12 protein-coding genes and 2 tRNA genes are annotated in these 18,089 nt (G+C 43.7%); 3 read left to right on the forward strand and 11 right to left on the reverse strand.

Annotated elements, in window-relative coordinates; translation table 11 throughout:
* The first annotated feature begins 436 nt into the window (after window positions 1-436).
* On the forward strand, window positions 437-2,524 hold the full coding sequence (locus tag JMY00_RS12850; protein ID WP_201580439.1) for a catalase: 2,088 nt from the start codon (window positions 437-439) through the stop codon (window positions 2,522-2,524).
* A gap of 328 nt (window positions 2,525-2,852) precedes the next feature.
* On the forward strand, window positions 2,853-3,641 hold the full coding sequence (locus tag JMY00_RS12855; RefSeq protein WP_201580440.1) for an MBL fold metallo-hydrolase: 789 nt from the start codon (window positions 2,853-2,855) through the stop codon (window positions 3,639-3,641).
* Window positions 3,642-3,728: 87 nt separating this feature from the next.
* Here JMY00_RS12855 and JMY00_RS12860 read toward each other — a convergent pair.
* The 7 genes from JMY00_RS12860 to leuS form a co-directional block, all read right to left on the reverse strand.
* A tRNA-Lys gene (locus JMY00_RS12860) sits at window positions 3,729-3,804 on the reverse strand.
* Window positions 3,805-3,963: 159 nt separating this feature from the next.
* Window positions 3,964-4,039, reverse strand: a tRNA-Lys gene (locus tag JMY00_RS12865).
* 194 nt (window positions 4,040-4,233) lie between these two features.
* The gene (locus JMY00_RS12870; protein ID WP_240990757.1) at window positions 4,234-6,183 is read right to left on the reverse strand and encodes a MacB family efflux pump subunit; all 1,950 of its coding nucleotides are present in this window, start codon (window positions 6,181-6,183) and stop codon (window positions 4,234-4,236) included.
* Between the two features lie 252 nt (window positions 6,184-6,435).
* The gene (locus JMY00_RS12875) at window positions 6,436-7,755 is read right to left on the reverse strand and encodes an efflux RND transporter periplasmic adaptor subunit (protein ID WP_201580442.1); all 1,320 of its coding nucleotides are present in this window, start codon (window positions 7,753-7,755) and stop codon (window positions 6,436-6,438) included.
* A gap of 298 nt (window positions 7,756-8,053) precedes the next feature.
* Window positions 8,054-9,154: a DNA polymerase III subunit delta gene (locus JMY00_RS12880; RefSeq protein WP_201580443.1), complete on the reverse strand. Its 1,101-nt coding sequence runs from the start codon at window positions 9,152-9,154 to the stop codon at window positions 8,054-8,056.
* Between the two features lie 159 nt (window positions 9,155-9,313).
* Complete coding sequence (locus JMY00_RS12885) at window positions 9,314-10,030, reverse strand: hypothetical protein (RefSeq protein WP_240990756.1); 717 nt, start codon at window positions 10,028-10,030, stop codon at window positions 9,314-9,316.
* 66 nt (window positions 10,031-10,096) lie between these two features.
* Window positions 10,097-12,784, reverse strand: a complete 2,688-nt coding sequence (gene leuS, locus JMY00_RS12890) for a leucine--tRNA ligase (RefSeq protein ID WP_201580444.1) — start codon at window positions 12,782-12,784, stop codon at window positions 10,097-10,099.
* 226 nt (window positions 12,785-13,010) lie between these two features.
* On the opposite strand from leuS, the gene JMY00_RS12895 reads away from it, so the two are divergent.
* Window positions 13,011-13,382 (forward strand): arsenate reductase, encoded by a 372-nt coding sequence (locus tag JMY00_RS12895; protein ID WP_201580445.1) that lies wholly within the window; start codon window positions 13,011-13,013, stop codon window positions 13,380-13,382.
* A 48-nt stretch (window positions 13,383-13,430) separates the two neighbouring features.
* Here the strand turns inward: JMY00_RS12895 and JMY00_RS12900 are convergent, their stop codons facing one another.
* The 4 genes from JMY00_RS12900 to dut form a co-directional block, all read right to left on the reverse strand.
* A complete protein-coding gene (locus JMY00_RS12900) occupies window positions 13,431-14,255 on the reverse strand; it encodes an IS982 family transposase (protein WP_240990758.1) in 825 nt (274 codons plus the stop codon).
* Window positions 14,256-14,497: 242 nt separating this feature from the next.
* Window positions 14,498-15,409, reverse strand: a complete 912-nt coding sequence (argB, locus tag JMY00_RS12905) for an acetylglutamate kinase (protein ID WP_201580446.1) — start codon at window positions 15,407-15,409, stop codon at window positions 14,498-14,500.
* A gap of 77 nt (window positions 15,410-15,486) precedes the next feature.
* Window positions 15,487-17,289: a phosphomannomutase gene (locus tag JMY00_RS12910; protein ID WP_201580447.1), complete on the reverse strand. Its 1,803-nt coding sequence runs from the start codon at window positions 17,287-17,289 to the stop codon at window positions 15,487-15,489.
* Between the two features lie 136 nt (window positions 17,290-17,425).
* Window positions 17,426-17,890, reverse strand: a complete 465-nt coding sequence (dut, locus tag JMY00_RS12915; protein WP_201580448.1) for a dUTP diphosphatase — start codon at window positions 17,888-17,890, stop codon at window positions 17,426-17,428.
* Window positions 17,891-18,089: the final 199 nt, after the last annotated feature.

An 18,089-nucleotide genomic window follows, 5' to 3' on the forward strand; every position in this document is an offset into this window, starting at 1 on the left:
ATTTCTCGCATCGACTCAATAGATGCGGTATTGTAACTATTATTTAGGGCTTATCCAATTGAAGACATGCCCTAGTACTGCATAAAAAGAATACCTTAAAGAATAACTACATTACAAGATTCTATTGTTAACGTTTATGCGCCTTTAAGACCAACTAAAGCTGCTGGTTTATAGCGTCTATAGACCTTAACCAAACATCAACAAGGTTTACTATATACGCAACTATATTTGACTTATTTTTTGGGTAGTATAACTCCTAAGCCTATTATTCCTTTACGAATTTTAGTGCGATATCAATTTAACGTTAAGCAATGCTGAAAACACAGATAAATAAATGACAGATGAAGTCACCACTATCTCAAAGGATATCAAACCTGTGTAGGCACTCTTTTAATGATTTAAAAGAGCACTCTCAATCTATTAGCTAGGACTTTTTATGAATAATAATATCGATCATACGGACCCCGCCAAAGACATGAATACGGAACGTGGCAATGGTGGTGAAACACATCAGCGCGCAGGTGACGACACTAAAGTATTAACCACGCAACAAGGTGTGGCCATCGCTGACAACCAAAACTCTCTAAAAGCAGGCTCACGTGGACCGACGCTATTAGAGGATTTTGTATTACGTGAAAAAATCAATCATTTTGACCATGAGCGTATCCCTGAACGTATCGTCCATGCTCGTGGTAGTGCAGCACACGGTTATTTTGAGCTGACAGAGTCACTAGAAGAATATACGACTGCCAAAGTATTGACAGAAACAGGCAAGCAAACGCCACTATTTACGCGTTTTTCAACGGTAGCAGGTAACAAAGGTTCAAAAGATACGCCACGTGATGTGCGCGGTTTTGCTGTGAAAATGTATACAGAAGAAGGTAACTGGGATATCGTTGGTAACAACATGCCAATCTTCTTTATCCAAGATGCGATGAAGTTTCCAGATTTGATCCATGCGGTAAAACCAGAACCAGATCGCGGTTTCCCGCAAGCGGCGTCTGCTCATGATACCTTTTGGGATTTTGTATCATTGAGTCCTGAAACCATGCATAACCTAATTTGGCTGATGAGTGATCGCGGTCTACCACGTAGCCTACGCATGATGGAAGGCTTCGGTATTCATAGCTATCGATTAATCAATAAAGACGGTAAGAGTACCTTTGTACGTTTCCATTGGAAGCCAGTACTAGGCGTACAGTCAACTACATGGGATGAGGCAGTGAAAATCTCAGGCGCTGATCCTGACTATCATCGCCGCGACTTGTTTGAGTCAATCAACAACGGTGACTATCCTGAGTGGGAGTTTGGCGTACAGTTATTTACTGAAGAAGAAGCAAACGAATTCCCATTTGACCATTTAGACGCTACTAAGCTGATTCCAGAAGAATTGGTGCCAGTTAAAGTCGTGGGTAAGATGGTATTGAACCGCTATCCAGATAATTTCTTTGCAGAGACTGAGCAGGTAGCATTCTGCCCATCGCATTTGCCACCTGGTGTTGATTTTAGTAATGACCCACTATTGCAAGGTCGTCTATTCAGTTACTTGGACACGCAGCTATCACGTTTAGGCTCGCCAAACTTTGCCCAGATTCCTATCAATGCACCGAAATGCCCGTTTGCTAATAATCAGCAAGATGGTCATATGCAAATGCAGGTGCCTAAGACACGTGTACTCTATGAGCCACAAAGCCTAGATCCAACTCGTCCTCGTGAAAGCGCTAAACGTGGTTTCAACTCATTCCATGAGCAACTAGATGATGGCGTAAAAGGTCGCGTACGTGACGAGAGCTTTGCAGATCACTATAGTCAGCCACGTATGTTCTACCGTAGTCAGACAGCAACTGAGCAAGCACATATCGCAACCGCTTATGCGTTTGAGCTAGGTAAGGTAGATACAGCCCATGTACGTACGCGTATGCTTAGCCATTTGATTCATATCGATGAAGACTTGGCCAGTCGCGTAGCAACGGCATTGGGTATGGAGCTACCAGAGCCAGCTGACGCAGCTGCACCTGTCCAAGACTTAGGAACCTCTAAAGCGGTACAAACTATCGGGCTAACGCCTGATAGCCTAAAAGGCCGTATGATCGGTATATTAGTCGCGGAAGGTTCTAATAGTAGTGAAGTTAAAAAGTTCGAAGATGCTGCCAAAGCGCAGGGTGCTAGCGTTAAAATCGTAGCGCCTAACAAAGAAGTCGTATTGGATGATGGTACACGCATACAAGCTGATGAGCGCCTTGCTGGTGGTCCGTCAGTGATGTTTGATGCCGTCGTTAGTATCATCATGCCTGACCAAGCTAAAAAGCTCGCAAAAGACAGTTCAGCATTAGATTGGTTCAACGACGCGTACAATCATTGCAAAGCCATTGCCTATTGCGGCGCGACTGATGAATTTATCCTAAGTAAGCTCCCAGTTGAAAAAGATGAGTTCGTAACGCCATTGGCCGAGCTAGATGCCTTTATTAGCAATGCTAAGTCTCGTCTATGGGAACGTGAGCCAAAGGTTCGTGATCTTGCATAGTTAATAAGTAGGTAATTTACGAATTATCCAAAATACTAAATAAGATACTAAGTGTTTCCTTAAACCCAGCCAAAGTGCTGGGTTTTTGCTTTTTGCTAATAAGGTGAGAATTATCATAGATAGAATTATATAAGCAATTATTAATAGTCAGTTGTCCATAATTAGTTGTTAGCTGCATAGTCTCTGTATGCCGTATGGTTTCTATATATAGTCACAAGCGTTCACTCAAAATCATTTCATTTGTGGTGACGGGCGCTATACTAAAGATTGGCTATAAAACTGAACAAAAGCCTCACAATAATAATGACGAATGAGGTAGGGAACACCAATGAGTCTATGTGAAATTGTACGTTTAGAAGGATATATCCAGAGTAGCTATCTGGCAGTATATCCAGATAAAATAATGCTGTTAGATGGCTGTTGTCGTGCTGATGTACCGATGGTGCTTGACTATATTGAGACAACATTGAAACGACCCATCACCGACCTAAAAGTAGTAGTAGTCACGCATATGCACCCGGATCATGCAGGCGGTGCGAATAAGTTTCGAGAAAAGACTGGCTGTCTAATTATCTCCGCTGATAAAAAGAAGCAGTGGTATAGCGGTATTGGCGGGTGCACGATGCACTTCGTAGATATACATCTAGGATATTATGTGGCCAGACGTCAAGGTAGGCCATTTAAAAACCTATATTACTCGGCAAGTCTGAAACCAGATATCACCGTCACAGATGGTGAGCTTGTGCCACACTTTGATGAATGGCAAGTATTAGAGACCCCAGGTCACACGGATCGCGATTTGTCTTTGTTTCATCTGCCCAGTCGCGAAGTATATACCGCTGATTTAATCATTAAGTTGCGACACAAGTTCGTAGCACCATTTCCTGTCTACTACCCTAAAGACTATGTTCAATCGCTAAAAAAAATCAGGGCATTGCAACCGTCAATGGTGATGATGGCACATGGTCGAGAGCTAGCGATGAGTGAGGCAGAGTTCGATGAGTTTATTGCTCATGCACCTAAGCACCCACGTACCATCAAAGATACGATCAGACATAAACTACTATGGCGCAAGAGAGATAACTTTAGACTATTTAAACGCAAGCATAATAAATAGAGGTATATAAAAGCTAAGAAACAACATTTAAAACGCCCAGACGAAAAAAAGCCCAATTACTAAGATAGTAACTGGGCTTTCTAAATATGGTGGGCTGTCCGCGACTCGAACGCGGGACCAATTGATTAAAAGTCAACTGCTCTACCAACTGAGCTAACAGCCCTGAAGAGTATATAAAAAAGCGATGCTTTTTAACTCTACAAGAGAAAATTCTAACTAAAGAACTTTCTAAAACTAAACATCTTAACGATGTCTTTTAAACTTATCTTTATTAGTCTACTACCGGATAGGGTAGAACGACTAATAAAGATTAAACTAAATATGGTGGGCTGTCCGCGACTCGAACGCGGGACCAATTGATTAAAAGTCAACTGCTCTACCAACTGAGCTAACAGCCCTAACGTTTAAAGTGTTTGTATCCCTAAACGTGAGAGCACATTATATATATTATTATGACAATTACAACCCCACATGATAAAAAAAGTGTAATTCTCTTATAAAATCGCCAATTTATTCCAGTTTCTTTAAATTTTTGCCATTATATCGATATTGACTGCTCTATTTTTGGCTAAAGCGAGTCAATAATCGATTATTAGTCTCGAGAAAGTGCTTCAACAGGATCTAATTTGGCGGCATTACGTGCTGGCAAGAATCCAAATACTACACCAATTAACGTCGAACAAACAAAAGCAGCAATAATAGAGGTTGATGAATAGATAACTTTGAAATTATCACCGCCCACACTATTAATCAGCTCACCAATGGCAAAGGCCAGTCCAATACCAATCAGCCCTCCTAAAATACAGACCAGAACGGCCTCAATAAGGAACTGCTGCATGATATCGCTCTGACGTGCGCCTACTGCCATACGTACGCCAATCTCGTTGGTGCGCTCGGTGACAGAGACGAGCATAATATTCATCACCCCAATACCGCCGACGATCAATGAAATAACAGCGACTGATGAAATAAGTAGAGTCATCGTTCCTGTCGTCGACTCGATTGTTTGACGAATAGAGTCTGAATTACGCAGCTCAAAGTCATCTTTACCATGGCGACTCTCTATTAAATCAGAGATGGCCGTCTCTGCGGCACTAGAAGAGATACTGTCATCTAACAACGCCACAAAGCGGTCGATATTGGTACTACCAGTGACGCGCGACATCACCGTCGTATAAGGCATATAGATAGTAGGCGTCGTTACACTGGGACCAAAGCCACCGTCGCTCTCTTCGAGGACGCCAATCACGCGTCCAGGCACACTACCAACCAATATTACCTCGCCAACAGGGTTATTAATATCTGAGAAAAAGGTCTGTTTAGCGTTGTCATCGATGATGATATCTTGACTACGTAATGTAATGCTTTTTGCATCAAACCCTTGGCCCAATGTTAATGTCTCACCAGTGACGTTTAGATAGTCTTCACCAACGCCATTGACGGTAGCATCCTCTTGTATATTACGATAGCGGACACTAGAGCTGGCATTTACCTGAGGGCTGACACTGATAATATAGGGCTGATTGCCGACCGCCTCTGCATCTTCTGGTGTCAAATTGTCATCATTATAGCGGCGTCTAGGATCGCCTCTAGGGTAGCCATCATTGACGGTAATGGTATTGGTACCTAACGAGCTGATATTGGCAAGGATTTGCTGCTGAGAGCCTTGTCCAAGGCCTACGATAGATACGACTGCGGCAATACCGATAATAATGCCGAGCATAGTTAGTAGAGTACGCATCTTATGCGCGCGCATGGCAAGCAAAGACATTTTGAAAGCTTCAAGCAGTCGATCAATAAAACTACCAAAGGCACTTTTTCGATGCTCGCCAAGGATAGATTCTGGTTTTTTGTCTGTGTGCTTATAATGCTCAGTTTGATAGTCAGCGATGACATGGCCATCTTTGAGCTCAATCACACGCTCCGCTTGTGCTGCTAGTTTTGGATCATGAGTGACCATGATAATGGTATGACCTTGTGCGCTGAGGTCATGCAAAATCGCCATGACATCTTCGCCAGACTTACTGTCTAGGGCACCAGTTGGCTCATCTGCTAAGATAACATCGCCACCATTCATCAGTGCACGAGCGACAGAAACACGCTGCTGCTGTCCACCTGAGAGCTGATTGGGACGATTGTTGACCTTATTGCCAAGGCCGAGGCCAGTTAGTAGCTTCTCAGCACGATTGGTGCGTGCCTCGGTATCCATGCCCGCATACACGGCAGGGACGGCGACGTTGTCTTTGGCACTGATATCACCAAGCAAATGATAGCGCTGAAAAATAAAACCAAAGTGCTCACGGCGCAGTTCTGCTAGCTGATCGGCATCAAGCTTACGGGCGGATTGACCATAAATCTTATAATCACCAGCAGTGGCTTGATCTAGACAACCTAAGATATTCATCAAGGTGGACTTACCAGAGCCTGACTGTCCAATGATAGCGACCATCTCACCTTGGTGAATCGTCAGATTGATATCATGCAAGACGCGAATGGTTTGCTCACCAGCAGGGAACTCTCTGATAATGCCAGACAGCTCCATAATGGGCTTGCCTGATGCAGAGTGGGTAGCGGTATTGGTTTTTGCTGAGTTGCTTGAGCGATTAGCAGAAGTGTGTGACCCTAAGTTTTGAGCCGTGCTACTTTCAGAGCTATCTTCACTCGACGGTTTAGGAGATTGAGATATAGTCATAGCAGTGTCTTTAATAAAGGCTAATAAGCGTTATAGTGTTGTTATGAAAGGGCTGCTATGTTTTTAGCAAGCCTTTCTTACTCAACATAGTCAAAGCACAAGTTACATTTGAGGTCCACCAGGTACGCGGCCGCTATCTGATTTCTTACCGCTCTCTTCACTGATGATTACTTCTTCCCCTTCTTTCAAACCACTTAAGATTTGCGCATTTACTCGGTTATCAATACCGACTTCTACAGTACGCTCTTCTACGGTTCCGTCATCTCTTAATACACGTACAAACTTGCCCGTTGTTGATTTGCCTTTTTCTTTAGTTCGCTTTTCTTGTATCACTGTTGATGGTACTAATAGAGTATTTTTGGCTTCGTTGACGATGATATATATCTGTGCCGTCATATCGATTCGAAACAAGCGGTCAGGGTTTGGTACTTCTACGTAGCCGACGTAATAGATAGCAGCGTCTGTCGAGCTGGTGCTACTGATCTGCTCTGGGGCAGGTTCGATAGCGGTTAATGTCGCATCATACTGTTTGTCTGGATTACCGATAATATTGAAATAAGCAGGCATACCAGCACTGACGTTAATGACATCAGCTTCTGAGATTTGCGCGTTGATACGTACGGTCGATAAATCCGCTAGCGTCACCAATGTGGGCGCCGTTTGGTTGGCGTTCACGGTGGTGCCTTGCTCAGTCGTAATAGAAACGACGGTACCTGATATCGGCGCACGAATAGTGGTATAGCTCAGATCTTCTTCAGCGGTACTGACGTTGGTTCGTGATTTGCGTAATGCTGCTTGTTGGCTGTTTATATTGGCTTCGGTAGTCGCAATCGCGGCTTTTGCTGTATCAATAGCTGCACGTGCATTGGCAACGGCTGCTTTTGCGGTCTCGACACTGGTCGCTTGCGTGTCATATTCTTGCTGCGAGATAGCGTCGATAGCGACTAAGTCTTGCAAACGCGCAAAATCAGACTGTGCTTGTTTCAGCTCAGACTGACGGCTGGCAAGATCGGCATAGGCACTTTTTAGACTGGCTTGTTTGCTTAACGATTCTGCTTGAGCGCTTTGTAGCGCGGCTTCGCTTTGTTCAAGACTGGCTTGTTCATTGCTCAGGCTATTCTTCTGAGTCACTTGATCAATCTGTGCAATCAAATCGCCTTGTTTGACTTCGTCACCGACTTCGACGTATAGGCGTTTTACTTCACCAGATACCTGTGCCCCTACATCGACGGTATTTAACGCTTTTACTTTACCGGACGCCATGACATTGTTTTCAATATCACCGACTTCAACGGTTGCGGTTAAATAGTTAGGTGTGGTTTCTTCTGGTTTTAAAAAAGTATAGGCTAAAGCCCCTAATGCTACGATAATTAAGGCAATAACACCCCATTTTATGGCAGACTTTTTGCTTATTTTGCGCATGACAACAATCCAATCACAATTAAATCAAGTGTAGATATAGTAGAGACTTCACCTACAAAAGGGAATGGAAATTAGTTTACGAAAGGTTAAGGTAGCCAAGAATAGAGATAGGTACAGAAAAGAAACGCTTACTAAAAATCAATAAAACGGAGATTATAGGAGAACAAAATAGGGTAGTAGAATCTGAATTTACAGCGTTTAAATGTATAAACCAGTAAGAAAAACGTATAAATCAGTAAGAGAAGAAGTGGATAACTTGTTAATAAGAGAAACAATAAGAGGTGGTGACAGGCTAGTCTTAGAGCATTGCAAATAAACGCTTACCTGCCAGCTCCAATGCTGCTTGCAATAACAGCTCCCATGCTGGCTGACGAACAAGACCTTTAATAGCTTGGTCACATCGGTAAAGCAGAGCAGGCCATTCACTCGTTTGTTGTTTTGACTGACGGCGGCAAGCTTGTTGGTATAACCCTTGCTTACTACGCCAAATGCCTAATGCTTGAGGGTCTTGACCGTCCATAAGTTGAATAATTTGACGCATGTCTTTGCTAATAGCCCAGAGTATTAAAGTAGTGGGCTCATCGGTCGACTTTAGCTGAAACATGATCTTGGCAACCTGCGTACTATTACCCGCGAGCATCGCATCAGACAAATCAAACACACTAAACTGAGCGTCGCTGACCAATGCTGCTTGTAGGTCTGCAATATCCAATGCCACATTATTCACAGGTTGTGAAAAGCTATTAGATTGTTCGGTGCTATTGTTATTAGCACTATCTTCATTAGTACTGTTGTTAGCAACTAGCTGTGGTGCAAACAGATAAGACAGTCGCCATAAGGTTTGATAAGCACTCAATAGATGATGCTCAGTGTGTGACATGAGTAGCTGCCACGCCTCTTGAGACAGTCGTAAGCCAAACTTCTGAGCTTGTATTTGTAGTAGCTGTTGGCGCTGCTGCTCATTGTATAAATTGCAATCAATGACATTGCCATATTGCGCAAAAGGAGCAAACCATTTGCTGCTCTGGCTGCGTTTGTCTTGCTTAGGTGTAAGCCACAACACACTATGACCGTGTGTGCCAGCTTGTGCCTCGACCGCAAAACGTTCCAGCTCGGTGATAACTGCTTTGTCAGGTTTATGATTACCCGTCACGATTACCGCGCTAGCATCATCAAATAGAGACTGGCTGCCAAGCTCGGACAGTACTTCTTGCCAGCTCTTGACAGAAATCAGCTCTATACGTTTGATTGCATAGTTCTGCGCGCGCCAGTGTGGACGCAGCGCATCTATCAACCATTGACTCAGCAGTGGCTCGTCACCGTGCGCCAGCCACAAGCCCGCTACCGCAACGGAAGGCTGCAGTAGTTTTGGATAGGCTTTTATGAAAGTATCTTGCATAGCGTGGTGTTACACAGGTTGATGAGCAGGTAATACCAATTCCAAAAATATGATTAGTAGTATCAAGCTAGCCCAGTCTACTCAAGGTAGTACTTACACTCGCTTAGTTTTCTACTCATATTTCTAGAAATGGTATCGTTTGATAATCAGAACGACTAACTATTCCGGTTGTGGTACGACGACGACGGTTGGTGTCACACCTTTATTCATCTGCACAGATTGTTTGACAGCAGGTGCAACTTTTGGAAGCGAGATAGCAACATACTGGTCAGTGATACGGCGAGCTAAAGTATCATAGAGCCAATCGCGAGTCTGATCGCCTTGCTGATCGTCAGTACTAACAGATGCTTCGTTGTACTGATAGCTTCGCTCGACCTGAATGGGGTTGCTCAGTGTTACAGGCTTACCATTTTCCATCGTTTGATAGCTGACATCTGCTGATAGTACCAAGCGAATTTCTGTTAATACGCCAACCAATTCGTAACGCTTAAAACGTACATTACGAATGTCGATAGCGGCAATAGACTCAGCCCCTGCTTGTTGGTTATTACGGGCAACTTCTTCTGAGCTCATATTACTAATAACATCGACACCTAACGTCTTTAGGCGACGCGTCAATGGTAGTTTCAGCGGGAAGGAGGTGCGATTGTCTTCGATAATGACCGCTGTTTTTTCGACGTCAAGCAGCATCGCTGAGTCGTAGCCACGTAGCTGGAAGCCGCAGCCGCTAAGAGCAGCGGCTGCACCTACCACGGCAAACATTGGCAGCGTGGCAAGTAAGACTGCTCCGAGCTTTTGGCCATGGGACTTTCTATTAGCTAGACTGTGTGCGCTTAATTCTGGTTGCGCCTGCTCAGCTCGATGCTTGTATGACATAAACGCTATCCTCATATGATAAGAAGGCTTAGAGCACTAAGCCTAAAATACTTAGCTCAAGATACCTCAGCCTACAACCACGATGTTAACCAATTTATTAGGAACGACGATTTCTTTTTTGATCTCGCCCGTGATGAATTTTGCCACGCTTTCCATAGTGCGAGCTTGCTCTTTTAGCTGCTCAGGATCGCTGTTTGGTGCGACATCCATCTTACCACGCATCTTACCATTGACCTGTACCACCATCGTGATCATGTCCTGTACCAGCGCACTTTCGTCCACGGTTGGGTAGTCTAAAGTTAATGTATCAAGACCCAATTGCTCAAGCAAATGCTCACCGACGTGCGGCGCATAGACAGACAGCATAATCAGCAGATTGGTCAACGCTTCGTGTTTGACGTGCAGCTCTTGCTCATTACTCGCGTTAAAGCCAGTCAGCTCATTAGCAAGTTCCATCAGGCTTGATACTGGCGTGTTCAATGCCAGACGATCACCCAAATCACTGTCAATCTTAGCAATTGTTTCGTGCGTTTTACGGCGTAAGTTTTTGGCTTCTTTGCTTAGACCGTCTGTGTTCAAGGTAGCACTGTTAAGCGTATCAATGCTGATATTGGCGGCCGTTAGCGCTTGCATATGGTCGGTTGCAATGCGCCATACTTTTTTCACAAAGTTATAAGGGCCTTTTAGCGCGTCGTCTGACCATTCAAGCGTTTGATCCGCAGGCGCAGTAAATAGCGTATATAGACGAACCGTATCAGCACCATATTTATCAATGGTTAACTGTGGATCTACGCCATTGTTCTTTGATTTTGACATTTTTTCGATCTTACCAATCGTCACTGGCTGTCCATCTGACTTCAAGATAGCTTTGATTGGTTGACCGCGTTCGTTGAAATCGATATCGATATCTTCTGCAAAGTAGTAGGTCGTACTGCCATCTACATTGACGCGGTAGAACGTACCAGCAAGCACCATACCTTGGGTCATTAGATTGGCAAATGGCTCGTCGCCTGTGACTAAGTTTTCGTCACGCATCAGCTTATGGAAGAAACGCGCATACAATAGATGCATCACCGCATGCTCGACACCGCCGACGTATTGATCAACAGGCAACCATTTATTGGCAGCAGACTTGTTGACCATATTTTGTGCATCATTTGGGCTAGCAAAGCGTGCATAGTACCAGCTTGACTCTACAAAGGTGTCAAAGGTATCGGTCTCACGCTCAGCAGGGTTGCCACATTTAGGACAAGTAGTATTAACAAACTCTGGGATGTTCTTGAGTGGGTTACCGCGACCATCAGGTACGACGTCGGTTGGTAACACAACCGGCAAATCTTGCTCTTCAACAGGTACCGTACCACAATGCTCACAGTTGATCATTGGGATAGGGCAGCCCCAATAGCGCTGGCGAGATACACCCCAATCACGTAGGCGATACTGGATCTTTTTCTTAGCCAGCTCTTTTGGCTCAAGTTTGGCTAGCATTGCTTCAAATGCTTGCTCAAAATCTAGACCGTCAAACTCACCTGAATTAACCAAAGTGTTGCGTTCAGTATAAGCAAGATTCACTTCACTATCGTTCGCTTTGGCATCTGCTTTTAGCTCATCAAAATAGCCATCAGGGGTATTGATGACTTGTTTGATTGGTAGGTCGTACTTAACCGCAAACTCATAATCACGCTCATCGTGAGCAGGTACTGCCATGACTGCGCCTGAGCCGTAGCTCATTAGCACATAGTTGGCAACCCACACTGGAACTTCTTCACCAGTTAAAGGATGCGTCACAGTGAGGCCTGTATCCATACCGATTTTTTCAGCTTTGGCCAAATCAGCTTCAGCTACTGAGCCTTTTTTACATAATGCACAGAATTGAGCGATTGCGTCATCTTGCTCAGAGGCATACTGTGCAAGTGGATGCTCTGCGGCAACAGCAACATAAGTCACACCCATCAAGGTATCAGGACGAGTGGTGAACACGTCTAAGGTGTTTTCTTCACCAGCAAGCTCATAAGGGAAGTGGACTTCCATACCGGCACTACGACCAATCCAGTTGCGCTGCATGGTTAGTACTTCAGACGGCCAGTGACCTTCTAGCTGATCCAAATCATCCAATAGCTCATCAGCATAGTCAGTGATGTTGAAGTAGTACATAGGGATGTCGCGCTTTTCGACGGCAGCTCCACTACGCCAGCCTTTGCCATCGATGACCTGCTCGTTTGCTAAAACAGTGTTGTCAACAGGATCCCAGTTGACCGTCGATAGCTTTTTGTAGACCAAGCCTTTTTTGTACAATTGCAAAAATAACCACTGCTCCCACTGATAATACTCAGGGCTACAAGTGGCAAATTCACGTGACCAATCAATAGACAGGCCTAGCAATTTAAGCTGCGCACGCATGCTGTCGATATTAGCAAATGTCCACGCAGCAGGTGGCGTTTGGTTAGCAATCGCTGCGTTTTCTGCTGGCAAGCCAAAACCATCCCAGCCCATTGGCTGCATGACTTCATAGCCTTTTAGGCGATAATAACGGCTTAATACGTCAGAAATCGTATAGTTACGGACGTGGCCCATATGCAGCTTACCACTCGGATAAGGGAACATCGACAGCATGTAACGGCTTGGCTTGTCGCTTGGCTCATTGCTTACTTCAAAGCGCTTGTCAGTGGCCCATTTGGTCTGCTGCGCGGCTTCTATCGCTTGTGGGTTATAATAGTTGTTTTCTGCTTGGTCTGCTGTCACGGCGTTGCTCATAGTCGGCTCGAAATTGGTTGATACTGATTTGTTTAATATGAATTTGTTTAATACTGATCAAAATAGATGGAATTTGACAATGCCATAGCATAGCGTAATTTGGCGAAAATTGCGACGATATGATGCAGTTGCTTACTAGGTTTGACGATTAAAAGTAAAGCATTCTCTATATCCAGTCAGCCTTAGGTATAATAGACAAGTTAATGAATATTTATGAGGAATCACTATGACCATCACCATTTACGGTATCAAGTCTTGTAGCACGATGAAAAAAGCCTTCACTAAGCTAGACGAGCTAGATGTCAGCTACGATTTTCACGATTATAAAAAACAAGGTATCGATAAAGAAGCAGTACAACGCTGGGTAAATGAGCTAGGTATCGATAAAGTGCTCAATAAGCGTGGTACGACATGGCGCAAGCTAGACGACAGTCAAAAGCAAGCAGCTGATGCTAATGTAGACAACGCGATAGGTTTACTCGTGGAAAATACCAGCATGATTAAACGTCCGATTGTAGAAGGTCAGTTGGCAGATAGAGATCAAGCCGTATTACTATGTGGCTTCGATGAGTCTGAGTTTAATAAAGTTTTTTCGTAAAATTGAGCTATAAAAACTAAGCTAGGCTGATTATTAAAGACCCCACTCTCAACTTGAAATAAGCAAATCAAACTGAAGAGGCGGATTACCAAGTTTTTTGTTGAGTACAAAGCACAGATTGTGTGAAAGAATCTTACGAATCAATCGATGAGACAAATGCCATAAATCTCTTGCTCGTACCCTTTGTATATTAAATCGTTCTGATAGCTGACCAATGACTGTTTCAACGATACGGCGGGCTTTCATTAGCCGCCTTACCACAGGTTTGGGTCTATCCTCTTTCATGTTGGCTCTGAGTGGCGTTTGTAAATCCACGCCTTGAGCGTCGTAGTACGATGTCAGACTAGGGCTGATATACCCTTTATCAGCGCCAAGTAGCCCATGAATATGAGTGGTGATTTCTGGGGCAACCGCTCTTTCATCAACATTGGCAGGAGCAAAGGTAAAGCCTTTAATCATGCCCGATAAGTTAACAAGCAAATGTCCCTCAAAGCCATAGTATCTCTCTTGCTTAGCCGCACAGTAGCTAAAAGCTGCTAAGTCTTGATAATTCTTATGCCGATAAGCGCGTCCATAATGACAGACGGGTATCGGAAAGCCATCCATAAAATGAATGTTGTCACGGCCTTCAATTTGACTGACGTTATCTTGTATCTGCTGTTTGACTTGCCACAGATTGGCGCAGTGCTTTGCGAAGTTAGGGTATGAGCCGATGGCTGGAAACCAGTCTTGCCAATGCTGGGTAAAGTATTGCCAAATTTGTTTGTCTTGATCAAGGTGTAAAAATTCACCGACCATCTCCATGCAAATAACCTCAGGATCACTTAGCTTTGGCGCGTAACCTGCACTTCGCAAGGGTTTGGTGACGACTATTTTTTAATATTGCTCTACCATTAAATAGATATTGATGATAAATTCGTCTATGGGCATCTCACAACTCCATTGTATTCTTGGTCGAAAACAATAGATTAGTGAGGTGCTCTTCTTTTTTCAATCACTTTCGAAGTTGAGAGTGGGGTTATTAAAGATAAAAATGCATAAAAAAGCCCGAGCGTTTATATCAACTCGGGCTTGTCTACATTTAGCTTTTTCACATTTAGCATTGCTATATTTTTCTAGCTCAATGATGAATCTATTTCTCGACTGATGAGCGTACCAACCCCTTCGTTGGTAAAAATCTCAAGCAAGGTCGCATGAGGGACACGGCCATCAACGATTACCGCGCTTTTGACGCCGCTACGTACCGCATCAAGCGCACATTGAATTTTGGGAATCATGCCGCCTGAGATAGTGCCATCTTCGATTAAGCTATCGACTTTCTTTGGCGTGAGTCCAGTTACCACTTCGCCATCACGGCCCAATACACCTTTGATATTGGTTAATAGCATCAGCTTTTCTGCTTGTAAAAATTCCGCTACTTTACCTGCAACGAGATCAGCATTGATATTATAGGTATTGCCTTCAGCGTCAACGCCAAGTGGCGCGATTACAGGGATAAAATCAGAGGCAATTAACATGTTAATCACGTCTTTATTGACGCTGACCACATCACCGACGAATCCTAAATCAACTGGTACAGCGATACCATCTGCGCCAATTTTTTCCATCAACAGTTTTTTGGCTTGAATCAAGTTGGCATCTTTACCTGTAAGACCAATCGCGCGACCGCCATGTTTATTAATCAAGCTAACAATCGATTTGTTGACGCTACCGCCCAAGACCATCTCTACGATATCCATGGTGCTTTTGTCAGTGACGCGCATGCCATCGATACGATCTGATTGACGTCCGAGCTCTTTTAGCAGGTTGTCAACTTGCGGGCCACCACCATGTACGACTACTGGGTGCATACCGACGGTCTTTAGCAAAACAATATCACGAGCAAATGAGCTCTCAAGCTCAGGGTCGGTCATGGCGTTGCCGCCGTATTTTACGACGATGAGTTTATCAACAAAACGCTGGATATAGGGCAGAGCAGTGGTCAATACTTCAGCGGTGTTTTTGGCATCATCTAAATTAAGCGTCATTACAAACTCCTAAGGGCCGGTTTTAAATTGGTTGTTTTTCTATTATATCTAATGAGACAGTGATATGTTTTATGAGGCTACTCCGCAGGAATAGCAAGAATCTGTTCAGCTAGCGCTGCGTTAAATGGTCGGCATAAAACGGCAAATGTCGCCTGAATATCTTTTAGGTCATCTATACTGTCACCCGCAAAGCGCGCGGTCAGGCTATTGCTGGTATTTGATTGACGCAGTACGCCAAAGCCATGCGCAAAATCTAAACGCACACCATCGATACAGCTCAGCTTGGTTCCTACAGGTAGTAATTCATGCCTCTGTTTTAATGCTATTTGCGCTTTCGCGGTAGCGCAAGTACACACTGATGACTTGCATGTCGTGGCAGGCAGGCAAGTATCTTTTAATTGCTGATTAGATGAATAATCAGTAGGAGTAGACATATCTACTAGATGCTGCAAATAATGACAAAATCTCGTTAATTGCTCTACGAGAGAGCAGTCGGTAGTAGCCGTCTGCGGCATTGGCAAGTAATGGTCAGCAGTACTGACTATAGTAGGTAAGCTATGGATGATATCTGCTAGCGGTTTTTTATCACTAACACCGTCATTAGTTTGGTCAAGCCAATGCAGCAACCGTAATGCGGCATACATCGCATCATCGTAGGGAATAAAGCGGCTGTCATTAAAGATGAAATGCCCTGATAATTCACCAGCGAAGACAATCTGATTGTCAGGATGCTGTACCTGCTGGCGCATAAAGCTGCTGCCAGTCTTGCTAATCACAGGTGTAGTACCAAGCTCAGATAACAGTCTTGGTAAATGATGGGCGCACTTAATATCGAAAAGAACTTCAGACGCTAATAAAGAGGCGCTAAGAGAGTTAGGGTGCTCAGTAATAGCAATACGTGCCAATAGATAGAGCAAATGATCGGGCGTAACTATTTTGCCGTTGTTATCAACGACCATTAAACGATCGCCATCACCATCAAACGCTAGGCCTATATCTGCTGCATGCAAAACAACGGCTCGTTGCAATTCGTTTAAGCGGTTTGGTTCGGTGGGATCTGGATTACCAAGGGGAAAGTTGCCATCAGGTGTGTCATTGAGAAAAATAACATGCTGGCAAAAACGTTCAAACAGGCGTTGAGCAATGCTCCCAGTTGCGCCATGCATACAGTCAACAACTATGACCAAATCAAGTTTATAAGCGCTTTTCTGATTGTCTGCAGTTGCCGAGTGATTATGCTGAAATAATTGTTCAAATACCTGCGCAATAGCATCGATATAAACGTTTGCTACTTGATAAGCAGGTAGTTGCTCAAGCAAGTCGCTTGGTAATTTTGAGTCATAGTTATTATCAATGCTTTCAATATTTTCTGAATGAAAGATAGGATTGTTAGCTTGGCTATCGGGATAAGCGTGACAACTATGATGATCGGTTAGCTGATGATAGAGCGTATGTATCTCTGAGCTACTAGGGGACTTGTTATTTACTAACCATTTAATGCCTAATATGTCTTTAGCAGAATGGCTCGCTGTTGCAACTATGCCATGACCTTGATATTGCATTGCCCAAAATGCCATCATCGGCGTGGTAACCAGACCTAATTGGATTACGCGTAAACCCTGCTGAGCTAATACAGTAGAGAGTGTATGTGCAATGGCTTCACTACCAATACGCATATCATAACCAATAACGACAACATTCTGCTTAGTCTCAACAGAAGTATTAGTACTGATGTTTTGAGTCGGTTGGCTATCTTGGGCATTGTAGAGAGTAGCAAAAGCATGGCCTAACGCTTGTATAAAACTGCTAGTGAAATACTGGTTGGCACCGCGAATATCATAAGCACGGAATAAGGATTGCTGCGCCGCAAAAGGTGGCATTGCTTACTCTCCTTATAACCGTGATAGGTGTTCAATGATAAATAAAAATTAATAGCGCAAGGTTTTATATATAGCTTAAGCAAAACCTTGAAGGCTATCTAAAAATTACTAGCAGAATTGACCGTCAAAATAGCTATTATTGACGACCTGAATGTCCAAATCCGCCCGCACCGCGTACGCTTTCATCACTGAATTCTGCAACCACTTCAAACTCAGGACGGGCAACAGGTACTACGATGTACTGTGCCATACGTTCAGCTGGATTAAGAACAAAGTCATCCCCACTGCGGTTCCAAATACTAACCATCAGCTCGCCTTGATAGTCGGCATCGATTAACCCAACCAAGTTACCCAAGACGATACCGTGCTTATGACCAAGACCTGAACGCGGTAAAATCATACCTGCATAATTAGGATCTTGGATATAAACCGCAAGGCCTGTGCCAATTAAATGGGTTTCACCTGCTTTAATCGTTAACGGCTCGTCAATACAAGCACGCAAGTCAATACCTGCACTGCCATCGGTGGCACGAGTTGGTAGAGAAAATGCTTCGTCTTCAGTAATTTTAGGGTTTACCACTTTAACTTGTACAGCTTGCATAACACACTCACTTAACGATTTGATGGTTTTTAAATTATGATTTAAAACTAAGGCCTTGAACTAAGGTCTAAATAAATCTTATTCGAAATTTTTATACAAATAACAATTCCATATTTTAATTATTCAGTAATTCAGTAATTCAGTAATTCAGTAATTCAGTAATTCAGTAATTCAGTAATTCAGTAATTCAGTAATTCAG

This window comes from Psychrobacter sp. Pi2-52 (assembly GCF_904846705.1).
Classification (GTDB): domain Bacteria; phylum Pseudomonadota; class Gammaproteobacteria; order Pseudomonadales; family Moraxellaceae; genus Psychrobacter.

Coding starts and splice junctions, on each gene's coding strand:
- JMY00_RS12875 (WP_201580442.1), bottom strand. CDS start 7,755: ATGCGCAAAATAAGCAAAAAGTCTGCCATAAAATGGGGTGTTATTGCC.
- JMY00_RS12895 (WP_201580445.1), top strand. CDS start 13,011: ATGACCATCACCATTTACGGTATCAAGTCTTGTAGCACGATGAAAAAA.
- dut (WP_201580448.1), bottom strand. CDS start 17,890: ATGCAAGCTGTACAAGTTAAAGTGGTAAACCCTAAAATTACTGAAGAC.
- JMY00_RS12870 (WP_240990757.1), bottom strand. CDS start 6,183: ATGGAGCTGTCTGGCATTATCAGAGAGTTCCCTGCTGGTGAGCAAACC.
- JMY00_RS12855 (WP_201580440.1), top strand. CDS start 2,853: ATGAGTCTATGTGAAATTGTACGTTTAGAAGGATATATCCAGAGTAGC.
- JMY00_RS12885 (WP_240990756.1), bottom strand. CDS start 10,030: ATGTCATACAAGCATCGAGCTGAGCAGGCGCAACCAGAATTAAGCGCA.
- argB (WP_201580446.1), bottom strand. CDS start 15,409: ATGACGCTTAATTTAGATGATGCCAAAAACACCGCTGAAGTATTGACC.
- JMY00_RS12880 (WP_201580443.1), bottom strand. CDS start 9,154: ATGCAAGATACTTTCATAAAAGCCTATCCAAAACTACTGCAGCCTTCC.
- JMY00_RS12910 (WP_201580447.1), bottom strand. CDS start 17,289: ATGCCACCTTTTGCGGCGCAGCAATCCTTATTCCGTGCTTATGATATT.
- JMY00_RS12850 (WP_201580439.1), top strand. CDS start 437: ATGAATAATAATATCGATCATACGGACCCCGCCAAAGACATGAATACG.
- leuS (WP_201580444.1), bottom strand. CDS start 12,784: ATGAGCAACGCCGTGACAGCAGACCAAGCAGAAAACAACTATTATAAC.